This window comes from Eggerthella guodeyinii (genome assembly GCF_009834925.2).
In the GTDB taxonomy this organism is placed as follows: domain Bacteria; phylum Actinomycetota; class Coriobacteriia; order Coriobacteriales; family Eggerthellaceae; genus Eggerthella; species Eggerthella guodeyinii.
On record NZ_CP063310.1, the window covers coordinates 3914177 to 3936586 of the forward strand.

18 protein-coding genes are annotated in these 22410 nt (G+C 66.4%); 7 read left to right on the top strand and 11 right to left on the bottom strand.

Translation table 11 applies throughout. The features are described 5' to 3' along the window. Window positions 1–63 precede the first annotated feature (63 nt). Window positions 64–2106 carry an alkyl/aryl-sulfatase gene (locus GS424_RS16810; RefSeq protein WP_160940984.1) on the top strand — a complete coding sequence of 681 codons (2043 nt, stop codon included), beginning with the start codon at window positions 64–66 and terminating at the stop codon, window positions 2104–2106. Here the strand turns inward: GS424_RS16810 and GS424_RS16815 are convergent. The 6 genes from GS424_RS16815 to GS424_RS16840 all read right to left on the bottom strand — a co-directional run bounded on the left by GS424_RS16815 (window position 2087) and on the right by GS424_RS16840 (window position 8253). Continuing rightward, entirely contained in the window at window positions 2087–2878 is a 792-nt protein-coding gene (locus tag GS424_RS16815; protein WP_160940983.1) for a hypothetical protein, read from the bottom strand. The genes GS424_RS16810 and GS424_RS16815 overlap by 20 nt on opposite strands. Window positions 2879–3059: 181 nt before the next feature. Further along, a complete protein-coding gene (gene nrfD / locus GS424_RS16820) occupies window positions 3060–3953 on the bottom strand; it encodes an NrfD/PsrC family molybdoenzyme membrane anchor subunit (protein ID WP_160940982.1) in 894 nt (297 codons plus the stop codon). Between the two features lie 6 nt (window positions 3954–3959). After that, complete coding sequence (locus GS424_RS16825) at window positions 3960–4502, bottom strand: 4Fe-4S dicluster domain-containing protein (RefSeq protein WP_160941088.1); 543 nt, start codon at window positions 4500–4502, stop codon at window positions 3960–3962. Continuing rightward, window positions 4502–6697 (bottom strand): molybdopterin-containing oxidoreductase family protein, encoded by a 2196-nt coding sequence (locus GS424_RS16830; RefSeq protein ID WP_160940981.1) that lies wholly within the window; start codon window positions 6695–6697, stop codon window positions 4502–4504. The genes GS424_RS16825 and GS424_RS16830 overlap by 1 nt, the downstream gene beginning before the upstream one ends. Window positions 6698–6750: 53 nt before the next feature. Beyond that, a complete protein-coding gene (locus tag GS424_RS16835; protein WP_244977604.1) occupies window positions 6751–7431 on the bottom strand; it encodes a molecular chaperone TorD family protein in 681 nt (226 codons plus the stop codon). 69 nt (window positions 7432–7500) lie between these two features. Continuing rightward, complete coding sequence (locus GS424_RS16840; RefSeq protein ID WP_160940980.1) at window positions 7501–8253, bottom strand: 4Fe-4S binding protein; 753 nt, start codon at window positions 8251–8253, stop codon at window positions 7501–7503. Between the two features lie 370 nt (window positions 8254–8623). On the opposite strand from GS424_RS16840, the gene GS424_RS16845 reads away from it, so the two are divergent. Then, on the top strand, window positions 8624–10753 hold the full coding sequence (locus tag GS424_RS16845; RefSeq protein ID WP_154332441.1) for an aldehyde ferredoxin oxidoreductase: 2130 nt from the start codon (window positions 8624–8626) through the stop codon (window positions 10751–10753). A 184-nt stretch (window positions 10754–10937) separates the two neighbouring features. Here the strand turns inward: GS424_RS16845 and GS424_RS16850 are convergent, their stop codons facing one another. Next, on the bottom strand, window positions 10938–11531 hold the full coding sequence (locus GS424_RS16850) for an iron-sulfur cluster assembly scaffold protein (RefSeq protein WP_160940979.1): 594 nt from the start codon (window positions 11529–11531) through the stop codon (window positions 10938–10940). A 60-nt stretch (window positions 11532–11591) separates the two neighbouring features. Beyond that, complete coding sequence (locus GS424_RS16855; protein WP_160940978.1) at window positions 11592–12584, bottom strand: hypothetical protein; 993 nt, start codon at window positions 12582–12584, stop codon at window positions 11592–11594. 146 nt (window positions 12585–12730) lie between these two features. Here GS424_RS16855 and GS424_RS16860 point away from each other — a divergent pair, with 146 nt between their 5' ends. The 3 genes from GS424_RS16860 to GS424_RS16870 all read left to right on the top strand — a co-directional run bounded on the left by GS424_RS16860 (window position 12731) and on the right by GS424_RS16870 (window position 16803). After that, complete coding sequence (locus GS424_RS16860; protein ID WP_160940977.1) at window positions 12731–14284, top strand: helix-turn-helix transcriptional regulator; 1554 nt, start codon at window positions 12731–12733, stop codon at window positions 14282–14284. Between the two features lie 81 nt (window positions 14285–14365). Beyond that, entirely contained in the window at window positions 14366–15706 is a 1341-nt protein-coding gene (locus GS424_RS16865) for a 4Fe-4S binding protein (RefSeq protein ID WP_160940976.1), read from the top strand. A 59-nt stretch (window positions 15707–15765) separates the two neighbouring features. Next, window positions 15766–16803: a threonine aldolase family protein gene (locus GS424_RS16870; RefSeq protein ID WP_160940975.1), complete on the top strand. Its 1038-nt coding sequence runs from the start codon at window positions 15766–15768 to the stop codon at window positions 16801–16803. Between the two features lie 68 nt (window positions 16804–16871). On the opposite strand, the gene GS424_RS16875 is transcribed toward GS424_RS16870, so the two are convergent. Further along, window positions 16872–17783 carry an acetamidase/formamidase family protein gene (locus tag GS424_RS16875; RefSeq protein WP_160940974.1) on the bottom strand — a complete coding sequence of 304 codons (912 nt, stop codon included), beginning with the start codon at window positions 17781–17783 and terminating at the stop codon, window positions 16872–16874. A 179-nt stretch (window positions 17784–17962) separates the two neighbouring features. On the opposite strand from GS424_RS16875, the gene GS424_RS16880 reads away from it, so the two are divergent. Beyond that, on the top strand, window positions 17963–18370 hold the full coding sequence (locus GS424_RS16880; RefSeq protein ID WP_218958873.1) for a DUF302 domain-containing protein: 408 nt from the start codon (window positions 17963–17965) through the stop codon (window positions 18368–18370). A gap of 38 nt (window positions 18371–18408) precedes the next feature. Here GS424_RS16880 and GS424_RS16885 read toward each other — a convergent pair whose 3' ends face one another. Together GS424_RS16885 and GS424_RS16890 are read right to left on the bottom strand one after the other, a co-directional pair. Further along, a complete protein-coding gene (locus GS424_RS16885) occupies window positions 18409–19875 on the bottom strand; it encodes a sodium-dependent transporter (protein WP_160940972.1) in 1467 nt (488 codons plus the stop codon). Window positions 19876–19985: 110 nt separating this feature from the next. Next, window positions 19986–20534: an HdeD family acid-resistance protein gene (locus GS424_RS16890; RefSeq protein ID WP_154332451.1), complete on the bottom strand. Its 549-nt coding sequence runs from the start codon at window positions 20532–20534 to the stop codon at window positions 19986–19988. A gap of 193 nt (window positions 20535–20727) precedes the next feature. On the opposite strand from GS424_RS16890, the gene GS424_RS16895 reads away from it, so the two are divergent. Further along, window positions 20728–22227, top strand: coding sequence for a helix-turn-helix transcriptional regulator (locus GS424_RS16895; protein ID WP_160940971.1), 1500 nt, complete (start codon window positions 20728–20730; stop codon window positions 22225–22227). Window positions 22228–22410: the final 183 nt, after the last annotated feature.

Below are 22410 nucleotides of genomic sequence, written 5' to 3' on the forward strand. Positions count from 1 at the left end.
TCGGTGCGGGCATGCTATCATTGTGTGAGCCGCGTGATCCCGGACGAAAGCGAGAACACTCCTATGACCCGCAATCATCCCATCGATCGACGCACATTCGTTTCGGGCGCCTTTGCGACAGGCGCGCTCGTCGCCGCCGGCACGGTCGCCTGCGGATGCGCAGCCAACCCAGGCGATGTGCCTGCCAGCACCGCCGCGCCCGACCTCGACGCCATGCGCAAGGGCGCGACTGCGGCGACGGCCGAGGCCAATCAAGCCGTGTACGCACTGCTCGACTTCTCCGACGAACGCGAGCGGGAATTCGCCAGCCGCGGCCTCATTGCCGCACCCGAATCGCTTGAGATCGTCGACGAGGACGGTAAGCTGGTTTGGAGCCAGAAGGCGTACGCGTTTCTGGACGACGCGGACGGCCTCCCCGCCGAGGCTCCCGACACCGCCAATCCCAGCCTCTGGCGCAACGCCCAGCTCAACCACCTGTACGGCCTGTTCGAAGTCATGGACGGCATCTACCAGGTGCGAGGCTACGACATGACCAACATCACGTTCGTGCGCGGCGAAACCGGGTGGATCGTGTTCGACCCGCTCATGAGCGTCGAATGCTCTCAGGCGGCTTTCGCGCTGGTCACCGAGAACTTGGGCGAGCGCCCCGTCACGGGCATCGTCATGAGCCATCCGCACGTCGACCACTACGGCGGCATCAAAGGCATCGTCAGCGAGCAGGACGTGGCCGAGCGCGCCATCCCCCTCATCGTGCCGCAGGGTTTTGCCGAGCATGCCGTGGCCGAGAACGTATACGCCGGCAATGCCATGGGCCGTCGCGCCAGCTATCAGTACGGTGTCATGCTGGAGCCGGGCGCGCAGGGCAGCCTGAGCATCGGCATCGGTTTGGGACAGTCGAAGGGCAACACCTCCTACATCGCCCCGAACGACGTCATCGCCGCCACGGGCGAGACGCGCGTCGTCGACGGCGTGCGCATGGAATTCCAGATGACGCCCGGCACCGAAGCACCTGCCGAGATGAACACCTGGTTTCCCGATCTGAACGCCCTCTGGGTGGCCGAGAACTGCACCGGCACCCTGCACAACCTGTACACGCTGCGCGGCGCCGAAGTGCGCGACGGCAATGCCTGGGCGAACTACCTCATGGAGACGAAAGCCCGTTACGGCGCCGAGGCGCAGGTGACGTTCCAGGCGCACAACTGGCCGCACTGGGGCAACGACCTCGTGAACGAGTATCTGCAGAACACGGCCGCCATGTACAAGTTCATCACCGACCAGACGCTCATGTACCTCAACCTCGGCTACACGCAAAACGAGATCGCGAACATGATAGAGCTGCCGGCCGCACTGGAGAAGAACTGGTACACGCGCCAGTACTACGGAACGGTGGCGCATAACGCCAAGGCCGTCTATCAGAAGTACATGGGCTGGTACGACGCGAACCCCGTGAACCTCCACCCGCTCGCGCCCGTCGACGCCGCCAAAAAGTTCGTCGAATACTTCGGCGATACGGATGCGGTGCTGGCACGCGCCGCGCGCGACTTCGACGACGGCCACTACCAGTGGGTGGCGCAGGTGACGAACATCCTCGTGTTCGCCGACCCGACGAATCAACAGGCGCGCCTGCTGTGCGCCGACGCGCTCGAGCAGCTGGCCTACACGGCAGAATCGGGCCCATGGCGCAACGCCTACCTCACCGGCGCGAAAGAGCTCCGCGACGGCGTGGATGCCGACCCGAAGTACCGGGCAACCGGCAGTCAGGACGTGCAGAAAGCCATGACGCCGGATATGATGCTGGACTACCTGGGCATTCTCGTGGACGCGAACGCCGCGCAGGATACGAACCTCATCGTGAACCTGGCGTTCACCGACGAAGACCCCTACCTGTTGACCATGCGCGCTGGCGTCGTGCTGTACGAGCGCAACGCCCAGTCCCCCGATGCCGACGCCACGCTCACCATGCCACGGCTGGGAATGTTCGCCATCCTCAACCGCGACGAGGAAGCGCAGCGCGCCATCGTCGTCGAGGGCGATCCGGGGGTCATCGCGAAGCTCACCGAACACCTGGTGTCGTACGACTTCTTCTTCAACATTGTAGAGCCGTGAGGACGCCTTCGTCCTGCAAGCTGCTTAGCAGTTTCGTTCGAAGTCTCAGGTTGGCGCTCGAAAAGCCAGGTTCCCGATATTGCAGCCTCTTTCCAAGGCAGCGCGCCACGCGATGGGCAACATGCTCCATCTCTACGCGACTTGCGATCTGCAGCGTGGTCACTGTCACCACCGTAACACCCAGCGCATCCAAAGCTGTGCGGCGGGAGGAATCGCTTGCAGCGTTGCGGGAGCCCAAATGCTCAAGATCGCTGTCGTATTCCACGGCCAGCTTCGCTTCGGACCAATAGAGGTCGCAACGGTAAAACCTCTTGTCAGTCACGGCCTTCGCCCGAGCACTCACATCAATACGGCAGTTCAACTGAGGCAACGCGAACCGATAGCCGCCCAAGCTGTGGGGAAGGCACAGCAGCATGGCCAGCACCGTTTCTCGAGGAGACGCAGATCCGTCAGCAGCATAGCGCAGCGCACGCAACGCCTTTTTCCTCCCCCGCACACCTTCGGACTTACCCACGTACGTTTTGAGTTTCGCGATCGTGGTCAGAGGGGCGCATTCTCGCACGTTGCCCGTGGAAGTGTCGTACGTTCCGCACAGTTCGTAGGCCAAATCGACGAGCCGAACGAGGTCGAACGAATCGGCCACCTGCAGAAAGGTGAGTTCCGGCGAGCAAACGCAGAAGCCGTTCCGCGAATCGAGTATTGCGTTTTTGCTAAAAATTCTCGTTTGTGAACGATTTTGGCAAGAACATTTGAAGCGGTATGAGAAAAACACCGGGTCGCAAAATCCATAGCATGCGAGAAATCGTTCACAAACGAGAATTTTTAGCAGAATCGGTTCTCAAGGAGCATTTCCGGGGAACCGTTGCGCTCCATCGCCCCTTCTACCCCGTCCCAACGCAAGCGCGCCGCCCCCGGAGGGGCGGCGCGCGACGAAGCGGTTGTGCGGGGGCCCGCTACAGCATGGGCACCACCATGGTCAGCGGCAGGGCCGCGACCACCACGAGGTAGCGCAGCAGGAAGCCGCCCACCAGCACGCCGGCGTCGGAGCCGAAGCTGATCCAGTGGGCCGCGCGGCTCTCCTCGAACTCCTTCGGGCTGAAGAACAGCAGCCACGTCTCGAGCACGGTGGGAAGCACGAGGCCGATCGCCACGAGGCCGATCCAGAACAGCGGCGCATGCTCGCCCACCAGCAGGCTCATGACCGAGTTCCAGCCGGCCGTGGAGTTCGTGCACGTGATGAACAGCAGCGCCGCCACCAGCACGAGCTCGATGATGGGCAGGCAGAAGTGGAACTTCTTGAGCACGCCCGCGCGGTTGAACTCGTCGGCATGGCGCACGATGCCCACCACCAGCACCGACGCGGCACCGGCCGACAGGGCCGACACGAGGAACAGGATGGGCAGCAGCGCGTTGTTCCACAGCGGGAACGTCTTGCACACGCCCAGGAGGGCGCCCGTGTACATGGCCACGGCCACGCCGAACACCACGCCCACGATGTCGAGCCACACCGGCACCGGCCTCTTCAGGCGATCGAGCACGAACGCGGCGAGGGCCACCACCGTGAAGCCCGCCAGGAACACGACGCCCCAGGTCATCACCGACCCGAAGTTCGTCAGCAGCAGCGCGAAGCGCAGCGGGTTCATGAAGCCGGCGTGCGCGTCGAACATGAGCAGCACGAGGCCGACGATCACCGCGGCGGGGGCGATGATGTGCCCGATCTTGCGCATGTTCACCGCCTCGGGATGGCGCCAGCCCAAAAAGGCCGAGGTCACGAACGCGCCGCCGCCGAGACCGGCGAGGAACAGGTACCATGCGATGATGGCGCCCCAAATAGGTTCAAACGTCATCGTTCATCACCTCACGTAGAATACTTTGGACTTGGTTATATCCCCGGCGATGGGCTGGGCGTGCGTCCGGTTGATCTCGCGGACCAGCTCGCCGTTCGGGTCGTCCAGGTCGCCGAAGATGCGGACGCCCGTCGGGCACGCCGTCACGCACGTGGCCATCTCGGTGCCCGACTCGAAGTTGGACGCGGTGCAGAAGCGGCACTTGTCCACCGCGCCCGTCTCGCTGTTGCGCGCGCGCACCTGGTAGGGGCACGCCGCCATGCAGTACAGGCAGCCGATGCAGCGGCCCTGGTCGACGCTCACGATGCCGTTCGGGCCGATATGGGCCGCGCCCGTCGGGCACACCGACGCGCAGGGGGCGTCCTCGCAGTGCATGCACTGCAGGGGGACCGTCTCGACGCCCACGCTGGGGTAGGTGCCCGTCTCCTTCTCCTCGTAGCGGATGAAGTCCTCGTCGGGCAGCAGGCCGTTCTGGCGCTGGCAGGCCACGCGGCACGCGTAGCAGCCGATGCACTTCTTCGTATTGATCAGCATTCCGTACCGTGCCATCATGCACCTACCTTCTTGACCGTGACGACCGCTTCCTGGGTCATCGCCCCGCCGTAGGCGGGCTCAATGTGGAACGGCACGAAGTCCATCTGGCGCAGGCCCACCTCGTAGGCGGTGTGCTGGTCGGGCGAGGAGCAGCCGTAGTGGCTGGGCATGTACAGCGCGGTCGGGTTGATGCGCTGGGTCACCTTCGCCTGCGCCTTGCCCGTGTGCTCGCCGCTGGACACCTCCACGGTGTCGCCGTCGGAGATGCCCCATTCCGCGGCCTTGTCGGCGTTGAGCCACACGCGGTCGAGGCCGTACTTCTTCGTGATCTCCATGAGGGACTCGATGTTGGCCGTCTGGGTATGCGAGTGGATGGCCTGCTTGCCGCCGATGAGGCGCAGCTCGTTGCCCATCGGCATGGTCTGGGGCTCCACCCACACGGGGGTGCGGGAAAGCCCCGCCTTCTCGCAGGCATCGCTCGCGAACTGGATCTTCTCGGTGGGCGTCTTCCACTTCGGCACGCCGCCGTAGGAGAACTCCTTCTCGGGGAAGTAGGCCGTGCCGGTCTTCTTCAGCGCGTCGAGGGACAGGCCCACGCTCTTGAGCTCCGCGTCGGCCAGCTCGTCGACGCCGAACTGGAAGTACTCGCCCACGCCGCACGCCTCGGCCAGCTCGCTGAAGATCTGGTCGACCGGCTTCGTGTTCGGGTGCACCTTCTCGATCACCTGGTCGCGCAGGGCCACGGCCGGCACCTTGCCGCCGATGAACTCCGGCAGCTCGAGGCGCTCCAAATAGGAGGTGTCGGGCAGCACGTAGTCGGCCGCCATGCAGGTCTCGGACATCTGCACGTCGATGGCCACGCACAGCTCCAGGCTCTCCATGCACTCGGCCAGGTACGCCGTGTTGGAGTAGCCCGCCACCATGTTGGAGTTGTAGAAGAACATGCCCTTCATGCCGCCCTTCTTGGCCTGGTCGGCCGCGAAGAGGTTGACGCCCATGCTGGACAGCGCCAGCGGGTACTCCTCGGTGCCGGCGATCTTGGCCTCCACCTTGGGCACCGACGGGAACTTCTCCTTGTCGACGTCGCCCGCCGACACGCTGGGCAGCAGCAGCGCGCCGCCCTCCTGGTTCCAGCAGCCGAGCAGCGTGTTGAAGCAGCACACCGCGCGCGCCGTCTCGCCGGAGTTCGCGTACGAGCAGCCGAACGCGCCGCGCCAGCTGGGCTCGATGGACGCCGCGGGGGCGGCTTCGGCGAACGAGGTGGCGAGGCGGACGATGGTGTTGGACGGGATGCCGGTGACGCCCTCGGCCCACGCCGGCGTGTGGTCCTTGATGGCCTCGGCCCACTCCTCGAAGCCCACCGAGTTGGCGGCGACGTACTCCTTGTCGTACAGGCCGTTCGAGATGAGCACGTTGGACATGGCCAGCACGAGCGCCAGGTCGGTGCCGGGGTTGATGGGCACCCACTCGTCGGCGAACGCGATGGAGTTGTTGCAGCGCGGGTCCACCAGCACGATCTGCGCGCCGTTGTCGTGCGCCTTCTGCAGCGCGTGGACCGAGCTCGGGCGGATGGCGTCGGCGTAGCTGCGGCCGATGAACATCGTCATCTTCGAGTTCTCCACGTCGCTGACGTAGTCGCCCGCGCCGATGACCTGCGTGAACCCGGAGTTCTTCGACAGGTTGCAGGCGGCGCCGTGCGTGTAGACGTTCGGGCTGCCCAGCGCGTTCATGAAGCGCTTGGAGTAGTACTTGCCGGACGGGCGCGGATCCTGCACGATGGCGAGCGCCTCGGGGCCGGAGGAGTCGATGATGGACTTCACCTTCTCGGCGATCTCCGCGTAGGCCTGCTCCCACGACACGGCCTCGAACTCGCCCTTGTCGTTCTTCTTCAGCGGGTCGGTCAGGCGATCCTTCGAGTAGGCGATGTCGGCGTAGCCGTAGCCGCGGGCGCACAGGTGGCCCTCGGCGTAGGGGTGGTCCTTGTCGGCGATCATCTTGGCAAGGCGGCCGTTCTCGACGTATCCGGTGAACCCGCATTTGGTCGAGCAGGCGTTGCACAGCGAATGGGCAGTGGACACTTCCCTGCGCCATCCCGCAGCATGCGCCTGCTCCCAGGAACCGAAGCTCATGAAGCCGGCGCCGGCCGCGACAGCCGCGACCCCCGCACTGCCGGCCAGGAAGCTCCGCCTGGTTATAGCGTTCTCAGACATAGCTGTTTCCTCTCTATATGCATGCACGTGAATTCGATCCTGTCCGGCGTCGTTCATGCGCTCATCTCCACCGGCGACTTCTGTGCCCAAATGCCCATGAGCACGTCGACCAGCCCGATATAGAAGCTCGCGTCGTCCTTGAGCGCGAGCAAGCGCATCCGATAGGCGGTCAGCCATGCGAAGCGTTCGGCGAGGAACGTGCGCGCCTCGCTCTGCAAGCCGCTTCGCAGCAGCACCGCCAGCAGGTCGAGCTCGAGCGCCAGGTGGTCGGGGCAGGCCGCGAACTGCGGCGGCACCTCCAAGCCCAGGCGTTCGACCAGGTCCTGCATGTACGACGCCGAATCCCCCATGTACGACCCATCTCGCCGCGCGAGCGGGGAAGGCGGCGCGCCAACCGGCCGCAAGCGGTACAGGGACTCCACCGGCATGGCCGATTCGGGCAGGCCTCCGGTGAAATGGCGCGCGGCGAACGCGCGCTTCTCCTCGTAGCTCGGAGGGCGGAACAGGGCGTCCACCTCGCCGACGGAAAGGAAGTCCTGCAAGGGGCAGCGCCGACGCGCTTCGGATATCGGGGTCGGGGAAGTCCCGAGGGCCCCGTCGTCCTGCAACGCCCGGCGAGCGGCGTCGAGGAAGTCCGGCCACGCGGTGCCGGCCACGACGCGCTTCCACTCGTCCTCGTCGACGGGCGCGAAGCACGTGGAGAGCACCGAGAACATGACCTCGTCTTCCATCATCGCCCTGCTTCCTTTCTCGTTCGCTTCATGGGATGAATATCATGGATAGGGACGCGGATCGGGCGCCCGTCACGCCTGCACGAGGGTCGTCGTCCTCACGACGCCCTGCTCGATGACCTTCTGCGCGATGTCCTCCCAGTCGATGAACTTGATGGCGCCGTTCGGGCACTGCTCGGCGCAGCGGCCGCAGCTGACGCACTTGGTGGACACGCGGCTCTCGGAGTCGACGCGCGGCATGTTCCACGGGCAGGCCGAGGCGCACATGCCGCAGCCGATGCAGCGGTCGGCGTCCACCATGCGGGCGCCGTTGTCCTCGCTGGCGTAGATGGCGTGGACCGGGCAGTACTCCATGCAGGCGGCCTCGGCGCACTGCTTGCAGTGCTCGACGGTGAACTCGCAGCTCTTGTAGACGCCGTCCGGGCCGTCGGGGTTCGCGCCCCAGTTGTAGTTCTGCCACACGCGCACGCGGGCGGTGTGCTGCGACACGCGGCCGTCGTTCTTCAGCGTGCACATCATCTCGCAGCGCTGGCAGCCCGAGCAGCGGGCGCGGTCGGTGACGATCATCTTCGTCGGCGTGGTGCGGATCTCGATGCGCCCCGAGGCGATCGACCTCGACGTGACGCCCCACGACGCCAGCACGCCGCCCACGGCGAGCCCGGCGACGCCGCAGCCGGCCATGGCCAGCACCGTGCGGCGCGTGAAGGTCTTCTGCTTGGGATCCCCCTCGGGCGCTGGCGCGGCCGCGGCCGGGGCGGCCTCGGGCCCGTTCGCCCTGGCGTCCCGGTCCTCGGAGGTGTTCTGGTTCAGATTGGAATCTGACATAGCCTGGTGCTCCCTCCCTCACTTGAGTGCGGTGAGTGTCGTTTTCCTCGTCCCTCCGTCGCATGCGTACTCGCGCGAACTCCTCTATACGCCCGCGCTGCGACGGCGGTTTCACACTCGGTTCGATCCCGTTCTTGGCTCCACACAACGGTACCCAGTATGGAAGCGCCGACGAAAACACCCTCCCCTCTTTGAGGGACTTTTCGCCCCTGATCGGCGAGTTCCCCAAATTACCCTCAAAGAGGGTATACCCTGACCGCCCGCATCGGCATACTGGCGAGCGACGAATGTTGTCAGCACTCGTGTCGCACCCGCAGGTTCCCACACAACACCGAACCTCAGTAATCTATCCAAGATTTGGAGATGCAACATGGCTGACGAAACATCGTATGGATGGGCCGGTAAGATCCTCCGCGTCAATCTGAGCACGGGCTCGATCACGACGCAGCCGACCGACCCTTACAAGGAGTACATCGGCGGCATGGGCTTGGCCAACAAGATCATGTACGACGAAGTGCCCGCCGGCACCGATCCCTTCTCCCCTGAGAACAAGGTCATCTTCGCCGTCGGCCCCCTGACGGCCTCCGGCGTGCCCCTGGCCGGCCGTACCACCATCTGCTCCCTGTCCACGTTCACCAAGGACCACCTCGTGGTGGACGCCCACTGCGGCGGCATGATCGGCGCGAAGATCAAGCTGGCCGGCTGGGACGCCATCGTGATCGAGGGCGCGTCGGACAAGCCCGTGTACCTGAACATCGTCGACGACAAGGTGGAGATCAAGGACGCCAGCTTCGTGTGGGGCATGGGCACCCGCGAGGCCACCGAGGCCCTCAACCGCCTGGAAGGCGTCGAGTCGTGCGTGGCCACCATCGGCCCCGCCGGCGAGAATCTGCTGCCCTACGCGGTCATCATGAACTCCCGCAACCACTCGGCCGGCGCCGGGACGGGCGCGGTCATGGGCTCGAAGATGGTGAAGGCCATCGTGGTGCAGGGCAACGGCAGCGTGCACGTAAAGGACCCGCAGGCCGTGGCCGACCTGTCCGACTACATGCTGCGCGAGGTCATCGGCTCCAACAACAACCACGTGGTGCCGCAGACGCAGCAGGAATGGGCCGAGTTCTACGACGAAGGCTCCCGTTGGTCGGCGCGCAAGGGCCTGACCTGGGGCATGGCCGAGGGCGAACCCATCGACGTCGGCGAGCCGAAGCCCGGCGAGCTGAACACCGTGGGCTACCGCTGCATGAAGTCGGTGTACGACCTGGGCGAAGTGGCCGAGAAGTACACCATCAAGATGGACGGCTGCCACAGCTGCCCCATCCACTGCTACTCCGACCTGCGCACCGAGCGCACCGGCGAGCTGGGCGGCAAGACCGTCTCGGGCAACACCTGCGCGGCCAACTTCCCGTTCAAGTACATGAACGGCATCCTGAAGACCGACATCAAGGAAGACACCGAGTCGGGCATCGTGTGGAACACGCTGATCGGCACCACCATCGACGAGCTGGGCCTGTGGTGCAACTACGCCCAGCTGTGGCGCGACCTCGCCCACTGCATCAAGGCCGGCGTGTTCGACCGCGTCCTCCCCGAAGAGGAGAAGGCGAAGTACGACTGGCAGCGCATCTATGATGACGACCCCACCATCATGGTGGAGCTGCTGCACGACATCGCGCAGAACGACTCCGAGATCGCCCACATCGCCTACGGCCCGTATCACTGGACCGAGCGCTGGGACGACGCGGGTTGGTTCGACCAGCAGCCCAGCCAGCTGATCAACTACCGCGGCTGGCCCGTGCACCACGCCATCGAGTGCTTCGGCCAGGTGGGCGGCGTGTACAACATGATGTTCAACCGCGACGACATGATCCACTCCGCCGTGAACTTCCAGGGCTGCGGCCTGCCCTTCGAGCTGAAGCAGCAGATCGCCGAGGAGGTGTGGGGCGGCAAGGACGCCATCGACCAGAACAAGAACTACACCCCCATGAACGAGCGCAAGGCGAACTTCGCGTGGTGGAGCATCGTCACCGACGTGCTGCACGACTCGCTGACGCTGTGCAACTGGGTGTGGCCGATGACCATGAGCCCGACGAAGTCGCGCGACTACCGCGGCGACCTCGACCTGGAGGCCAAGTTCTTCAAGGCCGTCACCGGCGAGGACGTGACCACCGACGACCTGTACCAGGCCGGCGCCAAGATCATGACGCTGCAGCGCGCCAACACCGTGCGCGGCATGACGAAGGACGACGGCACGATGGGCGAGAACGACATGCGCAACGTCCACGACACGATGTGCGCCTGGACGTTCGACCACGATCCGGACAAGCAGCCCTTCACCGAGGGCACCATCAAGATGGACCGCGACGACTTCCAGACCGCCCTGGGCATGGTGTACGACACGTTCGGCTGGGACCACGAGAAGGGCTGCCCGACGGCCGCCTGCCTCGACCAGTACGGCATGGCCGACGTGAAGGAAGAGCTCGACGGCCTGGGTCTGCTGCCGTAACGCAACCCACGACACGGGGTCGCATCTCCCCCTCTCCCCGCGACCCCGACCTCCTTATAGGAATGCCCCCGGATGCTGCATCCGGGGGCATTCCTGGTTGAGAGGCTTTGCGCGAACGACGCGAAGCTGGACGCGTGCATCCCAAGCAATCCGCCGCGCCGAAGGGGAAGGGAGCAGGGGCTCCCTACGCCTCCGCCATCTTCAGGTCTACGCGGGTGGAGCGGAAGGAGCAGTGCTCGCAGATGATGCAGGGGACGCCCATGGCATTGCAGGGCACGACGGCGTCGAGCTCTTCGAGCGTGGCGCCGCGGTGCGCGAGGTAGTCGCCGATGAGGGCGCGGATGGCCTCGACGGCGAAATGGAGCGTGTACACCTTGTCCACGGGGACGCCGTCGAGCGCCGTCTTCACGTCGTCGGTGGTGATGGCCAGGGCCTCGTCGAACGTGCGGCCTTCCAGCATGGAGCACACGACGCTGGCGCAGCCCGTGACGGCCAGGCACCCGCGCGCTTTGAAGCCCACGCGCACGAACCTTTCGGTCTCGGGGTCGATGACGGCGAACAGGCGCAACGCCACCTCGCCGCGCTTCGACTTGCCCACCATGCTCTGCGCGTTGAACCCTTCGGGGGCGCCGCCGTTGCGGAAGTTCGCCACCACCGACAGCAGCGTGTCGGAGTACCCCGTCACGCCGTCCTCGATCTCGGTTTGGTACACGTCCGCCGTGCGCAGCACGTGGCGATCCTTCACCTCGCGGTATACGTTGCGCGCCTCGTCTTCCATGAAAGCCCCTTTCGTGCGCCGCTGCGGCGCCGTACGTGCCGGCCTTTGCCGGCGTTCGGTTTACAGAAACATGTCGCGCTCGACGGAGCTCCACTCCGCGAGCGACGCCGCGTAGGTGGGCGTGAGGTGCTCGGTCGAGAAGTAGTACACATCGCCGTTCGACGCGGTGACGGTGTCGAGATCGGGATAGGCGCCGCTTTCGTGCACGGTGCGCCACAGCTCGTCGATCTCGTCGGCCGACAGGTTGAACGGCTCGTTGGACAGCGACGACGCCTCCATCGGCCGCGGGTACTTCCGCGACTCGTCGCGCACGCACTCCACGAACGTCAGCACGCGATCGTCCTCGCTGGCGAGGAACGACCAGCGAGCGTACGCGTCCGTCATGCGATCGTTCGAGTAGAGGTAGTAGCTGTGCTTCCCGACGAGCGCCACGATGTCGTCGCAGGGAACGCCCGCGAGCGCTTCGTCGCCGCCGGCCTCCTCTGCGTCGTCGCGCCGCTCGGGATCCTCTGATTCCGCGTCTTCCACGCCGAGCTCGGGATGACGAGGGTCTTCCGCTTCCTCCGGCTCAGGCTCCTCCTCCACGCGCAGCATGCGGGGAACGCCCACCGGGCGGGTCGCCGTGCGAACGGGAGCCGCAGGAGCCGCGGCAGCGCGCTCGTCGCGCTCGGCCTTGCGATCCTCGAGATACTCGTAGACGAACATCTCCCAGTCATCGACGGAGAAGTGCTGCGGCACGAGGCCCGCGCCAAGCCAGCGCGCCGGCTGAACCAGCTTGCCGTCCGCAGACTGCGCGCGCACGTCGTCGAACACCGCCGCCAAGAACAGGCGCTCCACCTCTTCGTCGCCCATGCCCGCTTCGCCAGCCGCCGCGTCGCCGCGCGCTTCGGCAGCCGCCTCGGCCACGTGATCCCATGCGGGCATCGCCACGGGCTCGGCATCGATTTGGGCTTCGACGGGAGTCTGCAGACCGAGCGCTTCGATGTCTTCCCCCTGCTCAGCCAGTGCGCGGATCACTTCGTCGCGGATTAGCTGAGCCTCTTCATCAACCATAAGTTCGCTCCTTTGCCATGCGCTGGTTTCCGTATGGTATGATGACCCACGGCGCGCGGCCCGCATCCCCTCTTTCAGGATAAATCGAGGCGAACGGGGCGTGCGCCCGCGTCAACTTCGTACCGATCACGGGAGGGAGCGTACGGTTGGGCGCACGCACGACAACAGATCCGACGCCCGAGAGCGCCGAGCAAAGCCATGCCTACCGCGGACTCAGCGGGACGGCGCGCCGCTACGCTCCGCTGTGGCCGCTGATCCTCGGTCTGGCTTTCGGCCGCGCAGGCCTCATCGTAAACAGCTACGGCAGCTACACGAGCACCGACGAAGGCATCTTCACCGACGGCGCCATGCTGGTGGCGCTGTCCGTTCTGGCGCTGTTCCTCATCGCGCTGACCGTCAGCAAACGCACCATCCGCAAGCACACCACCAACGTGATCATGCGCGTGTGCGTGGCGCTGGAAGCCTTCGCGCTGGTGGCGATGGCCGCGTTCGACCTGCTCGACAGCGGCGGCGCGGGCGAGCGCTTCGTGCTGAGCGCGCTGTGCACCCTCGTGTCGTCCGGCGCCATCTATTATTGGCTGCGACGCGCTCGCGGCACGAGCACCACCGCCGCCGCCGTGTTCGTGTTCGTCGCGCTCATCATCAGCGAAGTGGAAATCTACCTGTGCACGCTGCTGCCGGTGTTCGCGGGCAACGTCGCCGCCGCCGTGCTCGTGCTGCTGCAGTACCCCTGCATGCTGTGGGCGCGCAAGCAGCGCCGACCGCACGCCATCGTGTCGCCGACGCAGGCCAACGACTATTTCGGGTTCTCCAAAACCATGCTGCAAAGCAAGCAGTTCCTCGCGGCCACCGCGCTGGGCATCGGCTGCCTGTCCATCGTCATCGGCCTGCTGCGCGGCTACCCCGACGGCACCGCCATCGCGTTCACGCCCGTGACGCGCGCGGCGTACGGCGCGCTGACCATCGGCATCAGCGCCGCGCTCATCGCGTTGGTGCTGAAGCGCCGGCAGCACGTGATGACCGTGGGCATCTTCGTGGTCATGGAGTTGCTGGCCTGCTTCGCGCTGGTCGCGTACGCGGCCTTCCCCGACATGCTGGACATCGGCGCGGTGTTCACCACCACGCTCAACGCGCTCATGGTAGGGTTCACCTGGTATATCATCATCGCGTTCATGAGCTACGGCTGGCGCGACCCGTATTATTACGCCATCGCGGGATGGCTTGTGTGGCTGGGCTGCCGCGCCGTGGCGCGCATCGCGCTGCTGGGAAGCCACGAGCTGTACTCGAACGACATCCTCATGAGCGCCGTGATGGGCGCGATGGTGGTCCTGTCCACCCAGGTGGTGTTCGTGCAGTTCCTCAACATCACCCGGCACACGGCCGAGGAACAGGAAGAGCAGAGCGCGCGGCGCCAGAGCATGCTCAAGATCATGGGCCTCGACGAGCACGAAAGCCTCGCGGACATGCGCCAAGCCTCCATGAAGCACAACGCCGAGGAGATGGGAAAGCAGTTCCTGCTGTCCGACCGCGAGATCGAGGTGATGGCGCTGTATGCGCTGGGCTACACGCAGAAGCGCGTGGCCGAGGAGCTGTTCATCACCCAGGGAACCGCCCACGCGCACATCAAGCGCATCTACGCTAAAACCGGGTTGCACTCCCGTCAGGAGATCCTCGACTACCTTGAGCAGTACGCGTCGTAGAATAGGGAGATGTCGCCCGCGGCTCGCACCTCGGCTGCGGCGGCGGACGACGGGACGAGAAGAACACCCAGGGGGAACGGGATGCCGAATCTCATCGACATAGCGCAACGCCTGGCCGAGCAACCGGCCGTAGCGCTGCTGCACGAAGAGCGCTGCCTGCCCGAACGCGATCTGGGCTCATCCTGCGCGCGCTGCGCCGAAGCGTGCCCGGTCGACGCCATCGCGGTGGGCGCGGCGCGCGGCGATGACGATGCGTCCGCCACCGCGTACGGCTCCGTGACCAAGGACGGGCCCACCGGACCGCGCATCGACGACGAAGCGTGCGTGCGCTGCGGCCGCTGCATCACGGCGTGCCCCACGGCCGCGCTGCTGGCGAACGCACCGCTCGACGACGATGCGCTGCTGGACGCAAGCGCGCAGGCGGGAGCGGCGGCTCGACTTGCGGAGGCGCTTGCGGGGGGCGAAGCGGCTCTTCCCCTTGCGCCGCGTGGGAATGACGGGGACCTGCAAGCCCCTACCGCGGCGCAAGGAAGAGGGGTCCGAGGAGTAGCACCCCAAGGGGGAACACCCCCGGCCGCCGGAACCCGAGGCGAAGCGGCGGCGAGCGCCGTGGGCTCCTCCTGCGGGGGCTTCGTGTGCGAGCGGGCCGTGCGCGGCGGCGCGCGCATCGACGCCGAGCGCACGGTGACGCTGCCTTGCCTCGCCTGGGTTGACGAGGCGCTCATCGTGCACATGGCCTGCGCGGGCGCGCAGCGCATCGCGCTGCTGACGGCCCCGTGCGCCTCGTGCGAGCACGCCGCCGCCGTGGACGCGCTGCCGCAGGCGGCGGACGCGGCCCAACGCATCCTCGACACGTGGCAGCTCGACGCCGTCGTGAGCATCGTCGACGCCGTGGACGACGTGGCCGCGCCCGACGACGAGGACGCCGCGGGCGAAGTGTCGCGGCGCGGCCTGTTCTCGCAGGCGCGTTCGGCGCTGGTGGAAGCGGCCACCGACGCCGCATCGGCGCAGATAGACGCGCTGGCCGGCCGACGCGCCGCCGACGCGCCCGCCCCCGAGCCCGACCGCCGCCGCTGGCAGCTGCTCGACGACCTGCACGCCGCGGGCCTTCCCTCCGGCGACGCCGTCGTGCCGCGCGCGCTCGCGCCGCGCGTAGACATCGACGCCGAACGCTGCTCGGGCTGCGCGCTGTGCGCGGGCTTCTGTCCCACGCAGGCGCTGCGCAAGGCGGGCAAAGCCGCCGGCGGCCGCACGCTGCTCGAGTTCGACGCGGCCCTGTGCCGCGATTGCGGCACGTGCACCGACACCTGCCGCTACGAGGCCATCTCCCGCGAGGAGACGCTCACCGTCTCGGAGCTGTTCGCCCTCGAACCGCGCGCCATCGTCATCCCCAAGCGCCGCGTGCTGCCCAGCCGCCGCTGACCCCGACCGACCCGCCGCGCCAAGGCGCCAAGACCCCCTCCCAGAAAGGATCGACCCCCATGCTCCACTTCGACAGCGACTATATGGAAGGCGCCCATCCCGCCATCCTCGAGCGCATGATGGCCACCAACCTCGACCAGACGTCCGGCTACGGCACCGACGAGGTGTGCGCCGCCGCCCGCGAGCGCATCCGCGCGGCATGCGCCTGCCCCGACGCGGCCGTGTACTTCCTCGTAGGCGGCACCCAGGCCAACGCGGCCGTGGCCGACCAGATCCTGCGGCCGTGGGAGGGCATCGTGTCGGCCACGACCGGCCACATCACCGCGCACGAGGCCGGTGCCGTGGAGGCGTGCGGCCGCAAGACGCTGCCGCTGCCGCAGCACGACGGCAAGCTGGACGCCGCCGAGGTGCGCGCGCTGTGCGAGGCGTACTGGGGCGACGAGAATCGCGAGCACATCGTGGCGCCGGGCGCGGTGTACCTCTCGCATCCCACCGAGTACGGCACCGTGTACTCGCTGGCCGAGCTGGAAGCGCTCGCGCAGGTGTGCCACGACTTCGACATGCGGCTGTTCATGGACGGCGCGCGCCTGGGCTACGGCCTGGCCGCCGTGGGCACCGACGTCACGCTGGCCGACATCGCGCGTTTGTGCGACGCGTTCTACATCGGCGGCACGAAGGTGGGCGCGTTCTGCGGCGAGGCCGTCGTGTTCACGAAACCGGGGCTTGACGACCACTTCTTCACGCTCATGAAGAAGCGCGGGGCGCTGCTGGCGAAGGGGCGCTTCCTGGGATTGCAGTTCGACGTGCTGTTCGACCAGGTGGAGGGCGAGCTGCGCTACGAGCGCATCGGCCGCCACGCCGTCGAGCTGGCGCAGCGCATCGCCGAGGGCTTCCGCGCGAAGGGCTACGAGCTGGCCATCGACTCGCCCACGAACCAGCAGTTCGTCGTCCTGGACGACGCCACCAAGGAGCGCCTGGCCGAGCACGCGTCGTTCGGCTTCTGGGAGCGCACGCCCGACGGCCGCACCGTCGTCCGCTTCGCCACCAGCTGGGCCACCCGTCCCGAAGCCGTGGACGAGCTGCTCGCGCTGCTGTAACACGAAAAAGCCCCGGGTCCGCTTCGCGGCGGGCTCGGGGCTTCGTTGCGCTCTCGACGCAGTTGGCGCTACGGCTGCGGCACCAGCGGCGGGAAATCCACCAGCTTCGGCGTGCCCACGCGCAGGCTCAGCTGTACCTCGCAGGGCTTGCACGCCTGGCTCAGCTCCACGTCGCTCTGCACCGACATGTACATGTAGGTGTCGATGGCGTCCCAACCCGTGATGCGCATGAGTAGGCGCTGCATCTCCTTGCAGCCGTTCATCAGCGCCTCGTTGAACTCCTGCGCGCTCGCGTTCACGTACCACTTGCCGTGCGCGCCGAACGTCTCCAGCACGGGCCAGTTCAGCTCGAAGCCCTTCACCAGCGACACCTTCACCGTGATGTCGGCCGCGATCTCGATGCCCGTGCCGCACAGCTCGGCGTCGCCCATCGTGGCGTGCACGTCGCCCATCTGCAGCAGCGCGCCCGGCACGCGCACAGGGAAGTACAGACGCGTCCCCTTCGTGATCAGCTTGTTGTCCAGGTTGCCACCGTGCGCGCCCACGAAGCCGTCGATGACGTCCTCGCCGTCGGGCGCGGTGCCGATGACGCCGATCATCGGGTTGATGGGGAACTTCACGCCGTTGAAGTCGGCCATGCCGCCCTCGATGGGGATGATCTTGCTGCGGTAGTCCGTCGTCTCGAACAGCGGGCCGCAGTGGTCGTCGGTGGCGATGACGCCGTGGTCGGCCACCTGCACGTCGTAGATGTCCACCACCAGCACGTCGCCCGGCTCGGCGCCCTCCACGTACACGGGACCGGCGGCCGGGTTCGTGAACCCGTACGAGAAGTTGAGGTCCTTCATCGTGACGTCTTCGCTGGGGATGCGCCCGGCGAAGCAGTCCTGCGTCTTGAACAGCAGCACCTCGCCCGGCTGCGCGGTCGCGCACGGTGCATTGTCCTTGGAAAACTTGATGACCTGATCCTCAATGACCTGCATGGTACCTCCTTTGGTTGATGGCGCGCTCTCGCCAACGTGTGGTGGAACCAGTATACCGCTGCGCCTCCGCTTTCCCTCGGGTTCTCTCGCGCAACCGCTGCCCAACAAAACGCGCCCTTCGGACCAGAACGCGCTATCGTGGAACACGACAGCAGCCGCACACGTCGAAGGAGCCTGCTATGAGCGAATCGGAAGCGCGCAACCTCTGCCTGGTCGAAGGGCGCTTGCCCGCAGACGAGACGGTTCGCCGCCTCAAGGACGAGCTGGCGGCGCGCTCCATTCCCGTGTTCGCCACGTTCGACCACGCTCGGAACGCCGAAGACGTGGGGCTCGACCTGCGCCCCACCACGGTCGTGGTGTTCGGCTCGCCCCGGGTTGGCACCGCCCTCATGCAGGCCGACCAGCGCATATCGCTTGAGCTTCCCCTGCGCATCGCCGTTTGGGAGGACGAAGCGGGCCGCACTTGGCTGGCATTCCCCACGATGAAGGAACTTGCAGAACGCTACGGCCTCGGCGAGATGCCCGTCATCGCGAAGATGCAGGAGCTCCTGGAAAGCTTGGCGAACCAGGCCGCCAACAACCGGTAAGGGCCCCGCGCCGGGCGCGCGAAGGCCGCCGTCCATCCCTACGACAGCCCCAGCCAGGTGGCGAACTTCGGCACGTAGCCCATCACGAAGATCACGACGATGAGCGCCGGGATGCCGAACTTCAGCCACAAGCGCGACCAGGCCGGGAACTTCATGCCCTTGCCGGTATCGGCTTCGGCCAGGAAGTTGTCCCAGCCCCAGCCGCCCTTCGTCACGCAGAACAGCACGTACAGCAGGCTGCCGATGGGCAGCAGGTTGTTCGACACGATGAAGTCCTCGATGGACTGGATGTCGCCGATGGCCGGAATCTGCACGCCCGCCAGCACGTTGAACCCGAGGGCGCACGGCAGACTGAGCACCGTCACGATGACGGCCGTGCGCGCGACGGCCTTCTTGCGCGTCCAGCCCCACTTGTCCATCGACCAGCTGATGAGGTTCTCGAACACCGCGATGATGGTGGACAGCGCGGCGAAGCTCATGAACACGAAGAACAGCGCGCCCCACAGCTGCCCGAGCGGCATCTGGTTGAACACGCTGGGCAGCGTGACGAACACGAGGCCCGGACCGCTGTCGGGCTGCACCGAGAACGCGAAGCACGCGGGGAAGATGATGAGGCCCGCCACGAGCGCCACTGCGGTGTCGAGGCCGCAGATGCGCAGCGCCTCGCCGGTGAGCGAGCGCTCCTTGCCGATGTAGCTGCCGAATATCTCCATGGCCGAGATGCCCAGCGACAGCGTGAAGAACGCCTGGCCCATGGCCGCGTACACCGCGTCGCCGAACGTGGCCCACTGCTCGGCGCTTGTCGCGCCCGCGAACAGCTTGCCGAAGTCGGGAATGAGGTAGAACTTGAGGCCCTCGAGGCCGCCCGGCAGCGTGACCGCGCGCACCACGAGCACCGCCATGATGCCCAACAGGCAGATCATCATCACCTTCGTGATGCGCTCGACGCCCTTCTGCAACCCCAGGCTGCACACGAGGAAGCCCAGCACGATGACCACGAGCATCCAGCCGACCAGCTCGGTGGGGTTCGCCAGCATGTCGTTGAACACGGCGCCGACGCCCGCGCTGTCCAGGCCGTTGAACGCGCCCGTGCCCATCTTCACCACGAACGACAGCATCCAGCCGCCCACCGTGGTGTAGAACATCATGAGCACCATGCACCCGATGTAGCCCCACCACGAGAACCAGTGCCACTTCCGCGACGGCTGCAGCGTGTCGAACGCCACCGCCGAGCTCTTCTGGCTGGCACGGCCCACGGCGAACTCCATCACCATGACGGGGAGGCCCAGGATGACGAGGAACACGAGGTACATGAGCACGAACGCCGCGCCGCCGTACTCGCCCGTGATGTAGGGGAAGCGCCACACGTTGCCCAAGCCGATGGCGCATCCCGCGGATATCAAGATGAAGCCCAGACGCGAGCCGAACCGCTCGCGCTTGGCGATGCCGCCATCCGCCTGCGCGCCCGCAGCCGCGGCCGCGCCGCTCCCCTTGCCGTTGCTCATACCATACCTCTCCCGCTGATTCTTGTACCAAATTGCTCGTAAGAAAAGCGTTACGATTGTAGCGTAAGAATCGTATGGTTGAGACTTTGACCGCTATTTCTTGAGGTTCCTTACCGCGCTTCTTTCATCATGCGGGCGAGACGGCGCTCGATGACGAGGTCGGCCACGCCCTTCACGATGAGCAGGACGCCCAGCACCAGCACGAACATCGCCGTCGTGGCGAACGGGTTCACGATGATGACGAGGCCGCCGATGGCGATGATCGCGCTGAGGATCAGCGTGACGACCCACGTGCTGCCCTGGTACGCGCGCAGCTCGACCGAGCGCACGGCGTTCACGATGCCGCCGATGGTCAGCAGGATGCCCAGGATGAGCGAGAAGAAGCCGCCCACCGCCTCGGGGAACAGGAACACGAGCAGCGCCAGCACGAGCAGGAAAATGGCGTTGACCAGCACGCCGCCCGAACGGTAGCGCGCGCCCGAGGAGCGGAAGTACGCCACGAGCGACGCGATGCCCGACACCGCCAGGTACAGCGCCAGCAGGTACACGACGGTGATCACCGTGATACCCGGCCAGAATGCCAGAAGGATGCCGAGCGCGATGGACGTGATGGCCTGCGCCAGCATGTTGGAACGCAATGCGTCGAGAAACGATTTCATGATGCCTCCGTTTCGTGCGGTTGAAGGTGATGTCCTCTATCATAATGCGTTCCGGGCGCGTATGCGGTATCCGATGCGTAACGGGTGCGATGCCGCGATGCCGCAACGCCGCAACGTCGCGATGCCGCGCGAAACCCGTCGCGGGCGCATTATAATGATGCGACGCAGCCTCGGGGGTCACGACGGAGGAGATATGGGGAACACGAACCAGCAGAACGACGCGAAGCAGTTCGGCGCGAGCCGGCGCTACTCCGTTGCCGTCGTCGGCTTCACGTGCCTGTACGCCGTGTGCGTGTCGTTCTTCTATTCCAGCTGGACCGTCGACGGCTCGGACGTGTCGGTCGCGCTCTTCGACAACGTGCTGAACCCCTCGATCTTCGCGATGTCGCTGCTGTTCTCGCTGCTCGTACGCTCGAAACTACCCGTCGCCCGCACGGCGCTCCTCGCGGCGGGCTACGGGGGGTTCGCGCTGGGGCTGGGCGGCGCGCTCCTCGCCGCGACGACGAGCATCGGCCCCGCCGTCGTCGCCGCGTCGGCGCTGGCGGCCGGCATCGGCATGGGGCTGGTCATGCCCTTCTACTTCGAAACGTTCGCGCATTACTCGTCGCGCCGCGTCGCCATCGCGTTCGGCATCATGTCGTTGGGCGGCATGGCGGCGAACATGCTGTTGGAATTCGCGCCCGACGTCGTTTCCCTGGCGGCGTACGCGGTGCTGCTCGGCGCTTCGGCGCTGTGCCTGGGCAACGCGCACCGCACGGAGCCCGCCGAGAGCGAGGGCGGAGCAGCCGAAAGAGAACGCCGCAGCGCAGCGCCGCATGCGCGCGACGCGTTGTCGAAGCACGACTTCCTCGACGTGTTCCTCGTATCGGGCGTGTGCACGTTCGCGCTGTCCATCGTGTACGGCATCCTCGACACCGCGGCCACGGGCGGCAGCGCCTCGCCCGCCACGTCGATCCTCATCTCGCAGTTCGGTGGCATCGCCGCGGCCGTCGTATTCCTCGCCTACTTCGGGACGCGCGCGAAACCCGCGCCGTCGCTGCTGTTCAACGTGGTGTTCGGCATCCTGGCCACCGGCATCCTGTTCCTGCCGTTCCTGTCGAACGACTACGCGGTGTCGCTGAACATCCTGGCCGCCGCCGGATGGAAGCTCGTCATGCTGGCGCTGTTCTACCTCGTGGTCACCACGTACGCTCACAGCCGCGCGAAGCTGCTCGTGGGCATCTCGCTGGCGTACGCGCTGCCGCGGTTCGGCCTGTTCGTGGGGCAGAACGTGGCGCAACTGCTGGGCGTGGGCAGCACGGCCGACTTCGTGCGCACCACGGCCGTGGCCTTCTTTCTGCTGTACCTCATCCTCATGGTCATCTGGATGGTGAACTCGCACGAGCGCAAGCGCGCCGAAACGCAGGCGCGCGCCGCCGACGAGCTGCTCGGCCGTTTCGCGCAGGAGCAGGAAAGCGTGCGCAAGCTGCGCTGCGACACGCTGGCCGACGACCGCGGGCTGACGAACCGCGAGAAGGACATCCTGTACCTGCTGGCCCAGGGACGCGATCTCGCCTTCATCTGCGAGACGCTGTTCCTGTCGAAGAACACGGTGAAGAGCTACCAGAAGACCATCTACGCGAAGCTCGACGTGCACAGCAAGCAGGAGATCATCGACCTCGTGCACGGCGAAGCCGACGCAGCGCGACGCTAGCCCGCGCAACGCGGCGGAGAAGCACCACCATCATAATCCCCAGGTCACGCACCCCACCTCAAGGGGGGTTTCGCGGTTTCCCGCCTCAGGTGGGGTGCGCGCGCCCCGCTGCGACCGTACGCTGAGTTCCAGCAGATGCGCTTCGGCGCGTCGAAGCCAGGATCGCAGAAGAACGCACCACGG

Excerpts from the sequence above, each read along its gene's own strand:
- GS424_RS16835 (WP_244977604.1), bottom strand. The coding sequence starts at position 7,431 with ATGATGGAAGACGAGGTCATGTTCTCGGTGCTCTCCACGTGCTTCGCG.
- GS424_RS16810 (WP_160940984.1), top strand. The coding sequence starts at position 64 with ATGACCCGCAATCATCCCATCGATCGACGCACATTCGTTTCGGGCGCC.
- GS424_RS16830 (WP_160940981.1), bottom strand. The coding sequence starts at position 6,697 with ATGTCTGAGAACGCTATAACCAGGCGGAGCTTCCTGGCCGGCAGTGCG.
- GS424_RS16855 (WP_160940978.1), bottom strand. The coding sequence starts at position 12,584 with ATGGTTGATGAAGAGGCTCAGCTAATCCGCGACGAAGTGATCCGCGCA.
- GS424_RS16885 (WP_160940972.1), bottom strand. The coding sequence starts at position 19,875 with ATGAGCAACGGCAAGGGGAGCGGCGCGGCCGCGGCTGCGGGCGCGCAG.
- GS424_RS16840 (WP_160940980.1), bottom strand. The coding sequence starts at position 8,253 with ATGTCAGATTCCAATCTGAACCAGAACACCTCCGAGGACCGGGACGCC.
- GS424_RS16825 (WP_160941088.1), bottom strand. The coding sequence starts at position 4,502 with ATGGCACGGTACGGAATGCTGATCAATACGAAGAAGTGCATCGGCTGC.
- nrfD (WP_160940982.1), bottom strand. The coding sequence starts at position 3,953 with ATGACGTTTGAACCTATTTGGGGCGCCATCATCGCATGGTACCTGTTC.
- GS424_RS16880 (WP_218958873.1), top strand. The coding sequence starts at position 17,963 with ATGAGCGAATCGGAAGCGCGCAACCTCTGCCTGGTCGAAGGGCGCTTG.
- GS424_RS16865 (WP_160940976.1), top strand. The coding sequence starts at position 14,366 with ATGCCGAATCTCATCGACATAGCGCAACGCCTGGCCGAGCAACCGGCC.
- GS424_RS16890 (WP_154332451.1), bottom strand. The coding sequence starts at position 20,534 with ATGAAATCGTTTCTCGACGCATTGCGTTCCAACATGCTGGCGCAGGCC.
- GS424_RS16850 (WP_160940979.1), bottom strand. The coding sequence starts at position 11,531 with ATGGAAGACGAGGCGCGCAACGTATACCGCGAGGTGAAGGATCGCCAC.
- GS424_RS16845 (WP_154332441.1), top strand. The coding sequence starts at position 8,624 with ATGGCTGACGAAACATCGTATGGATGGGCCGGTAAGATCCTCCGCGTC.
- GS424_RS16875 (WP_160940974.1), bottom strand. The coding sequence starts at position 17,783 with ATGCAGGTCATTGAGGATCAGGTCATCAAGTTTTCCAAGGACAATGCA.
- GS424_RS16895 (WP_160940971.1), top strand. The coding sequence starts at position 20,728 with ATGGGGAACACGAACCAGCAGAACGACGCGAAGCAGTTCGGCGCGAGC.
- GS424_RS16870 (WP_160940975.1), top strand. The coding sequence starts at position 15,766 with ATGCTCCACTTCGACAGCGACTATATGGAAGGCGCCCATCCCGCCATC.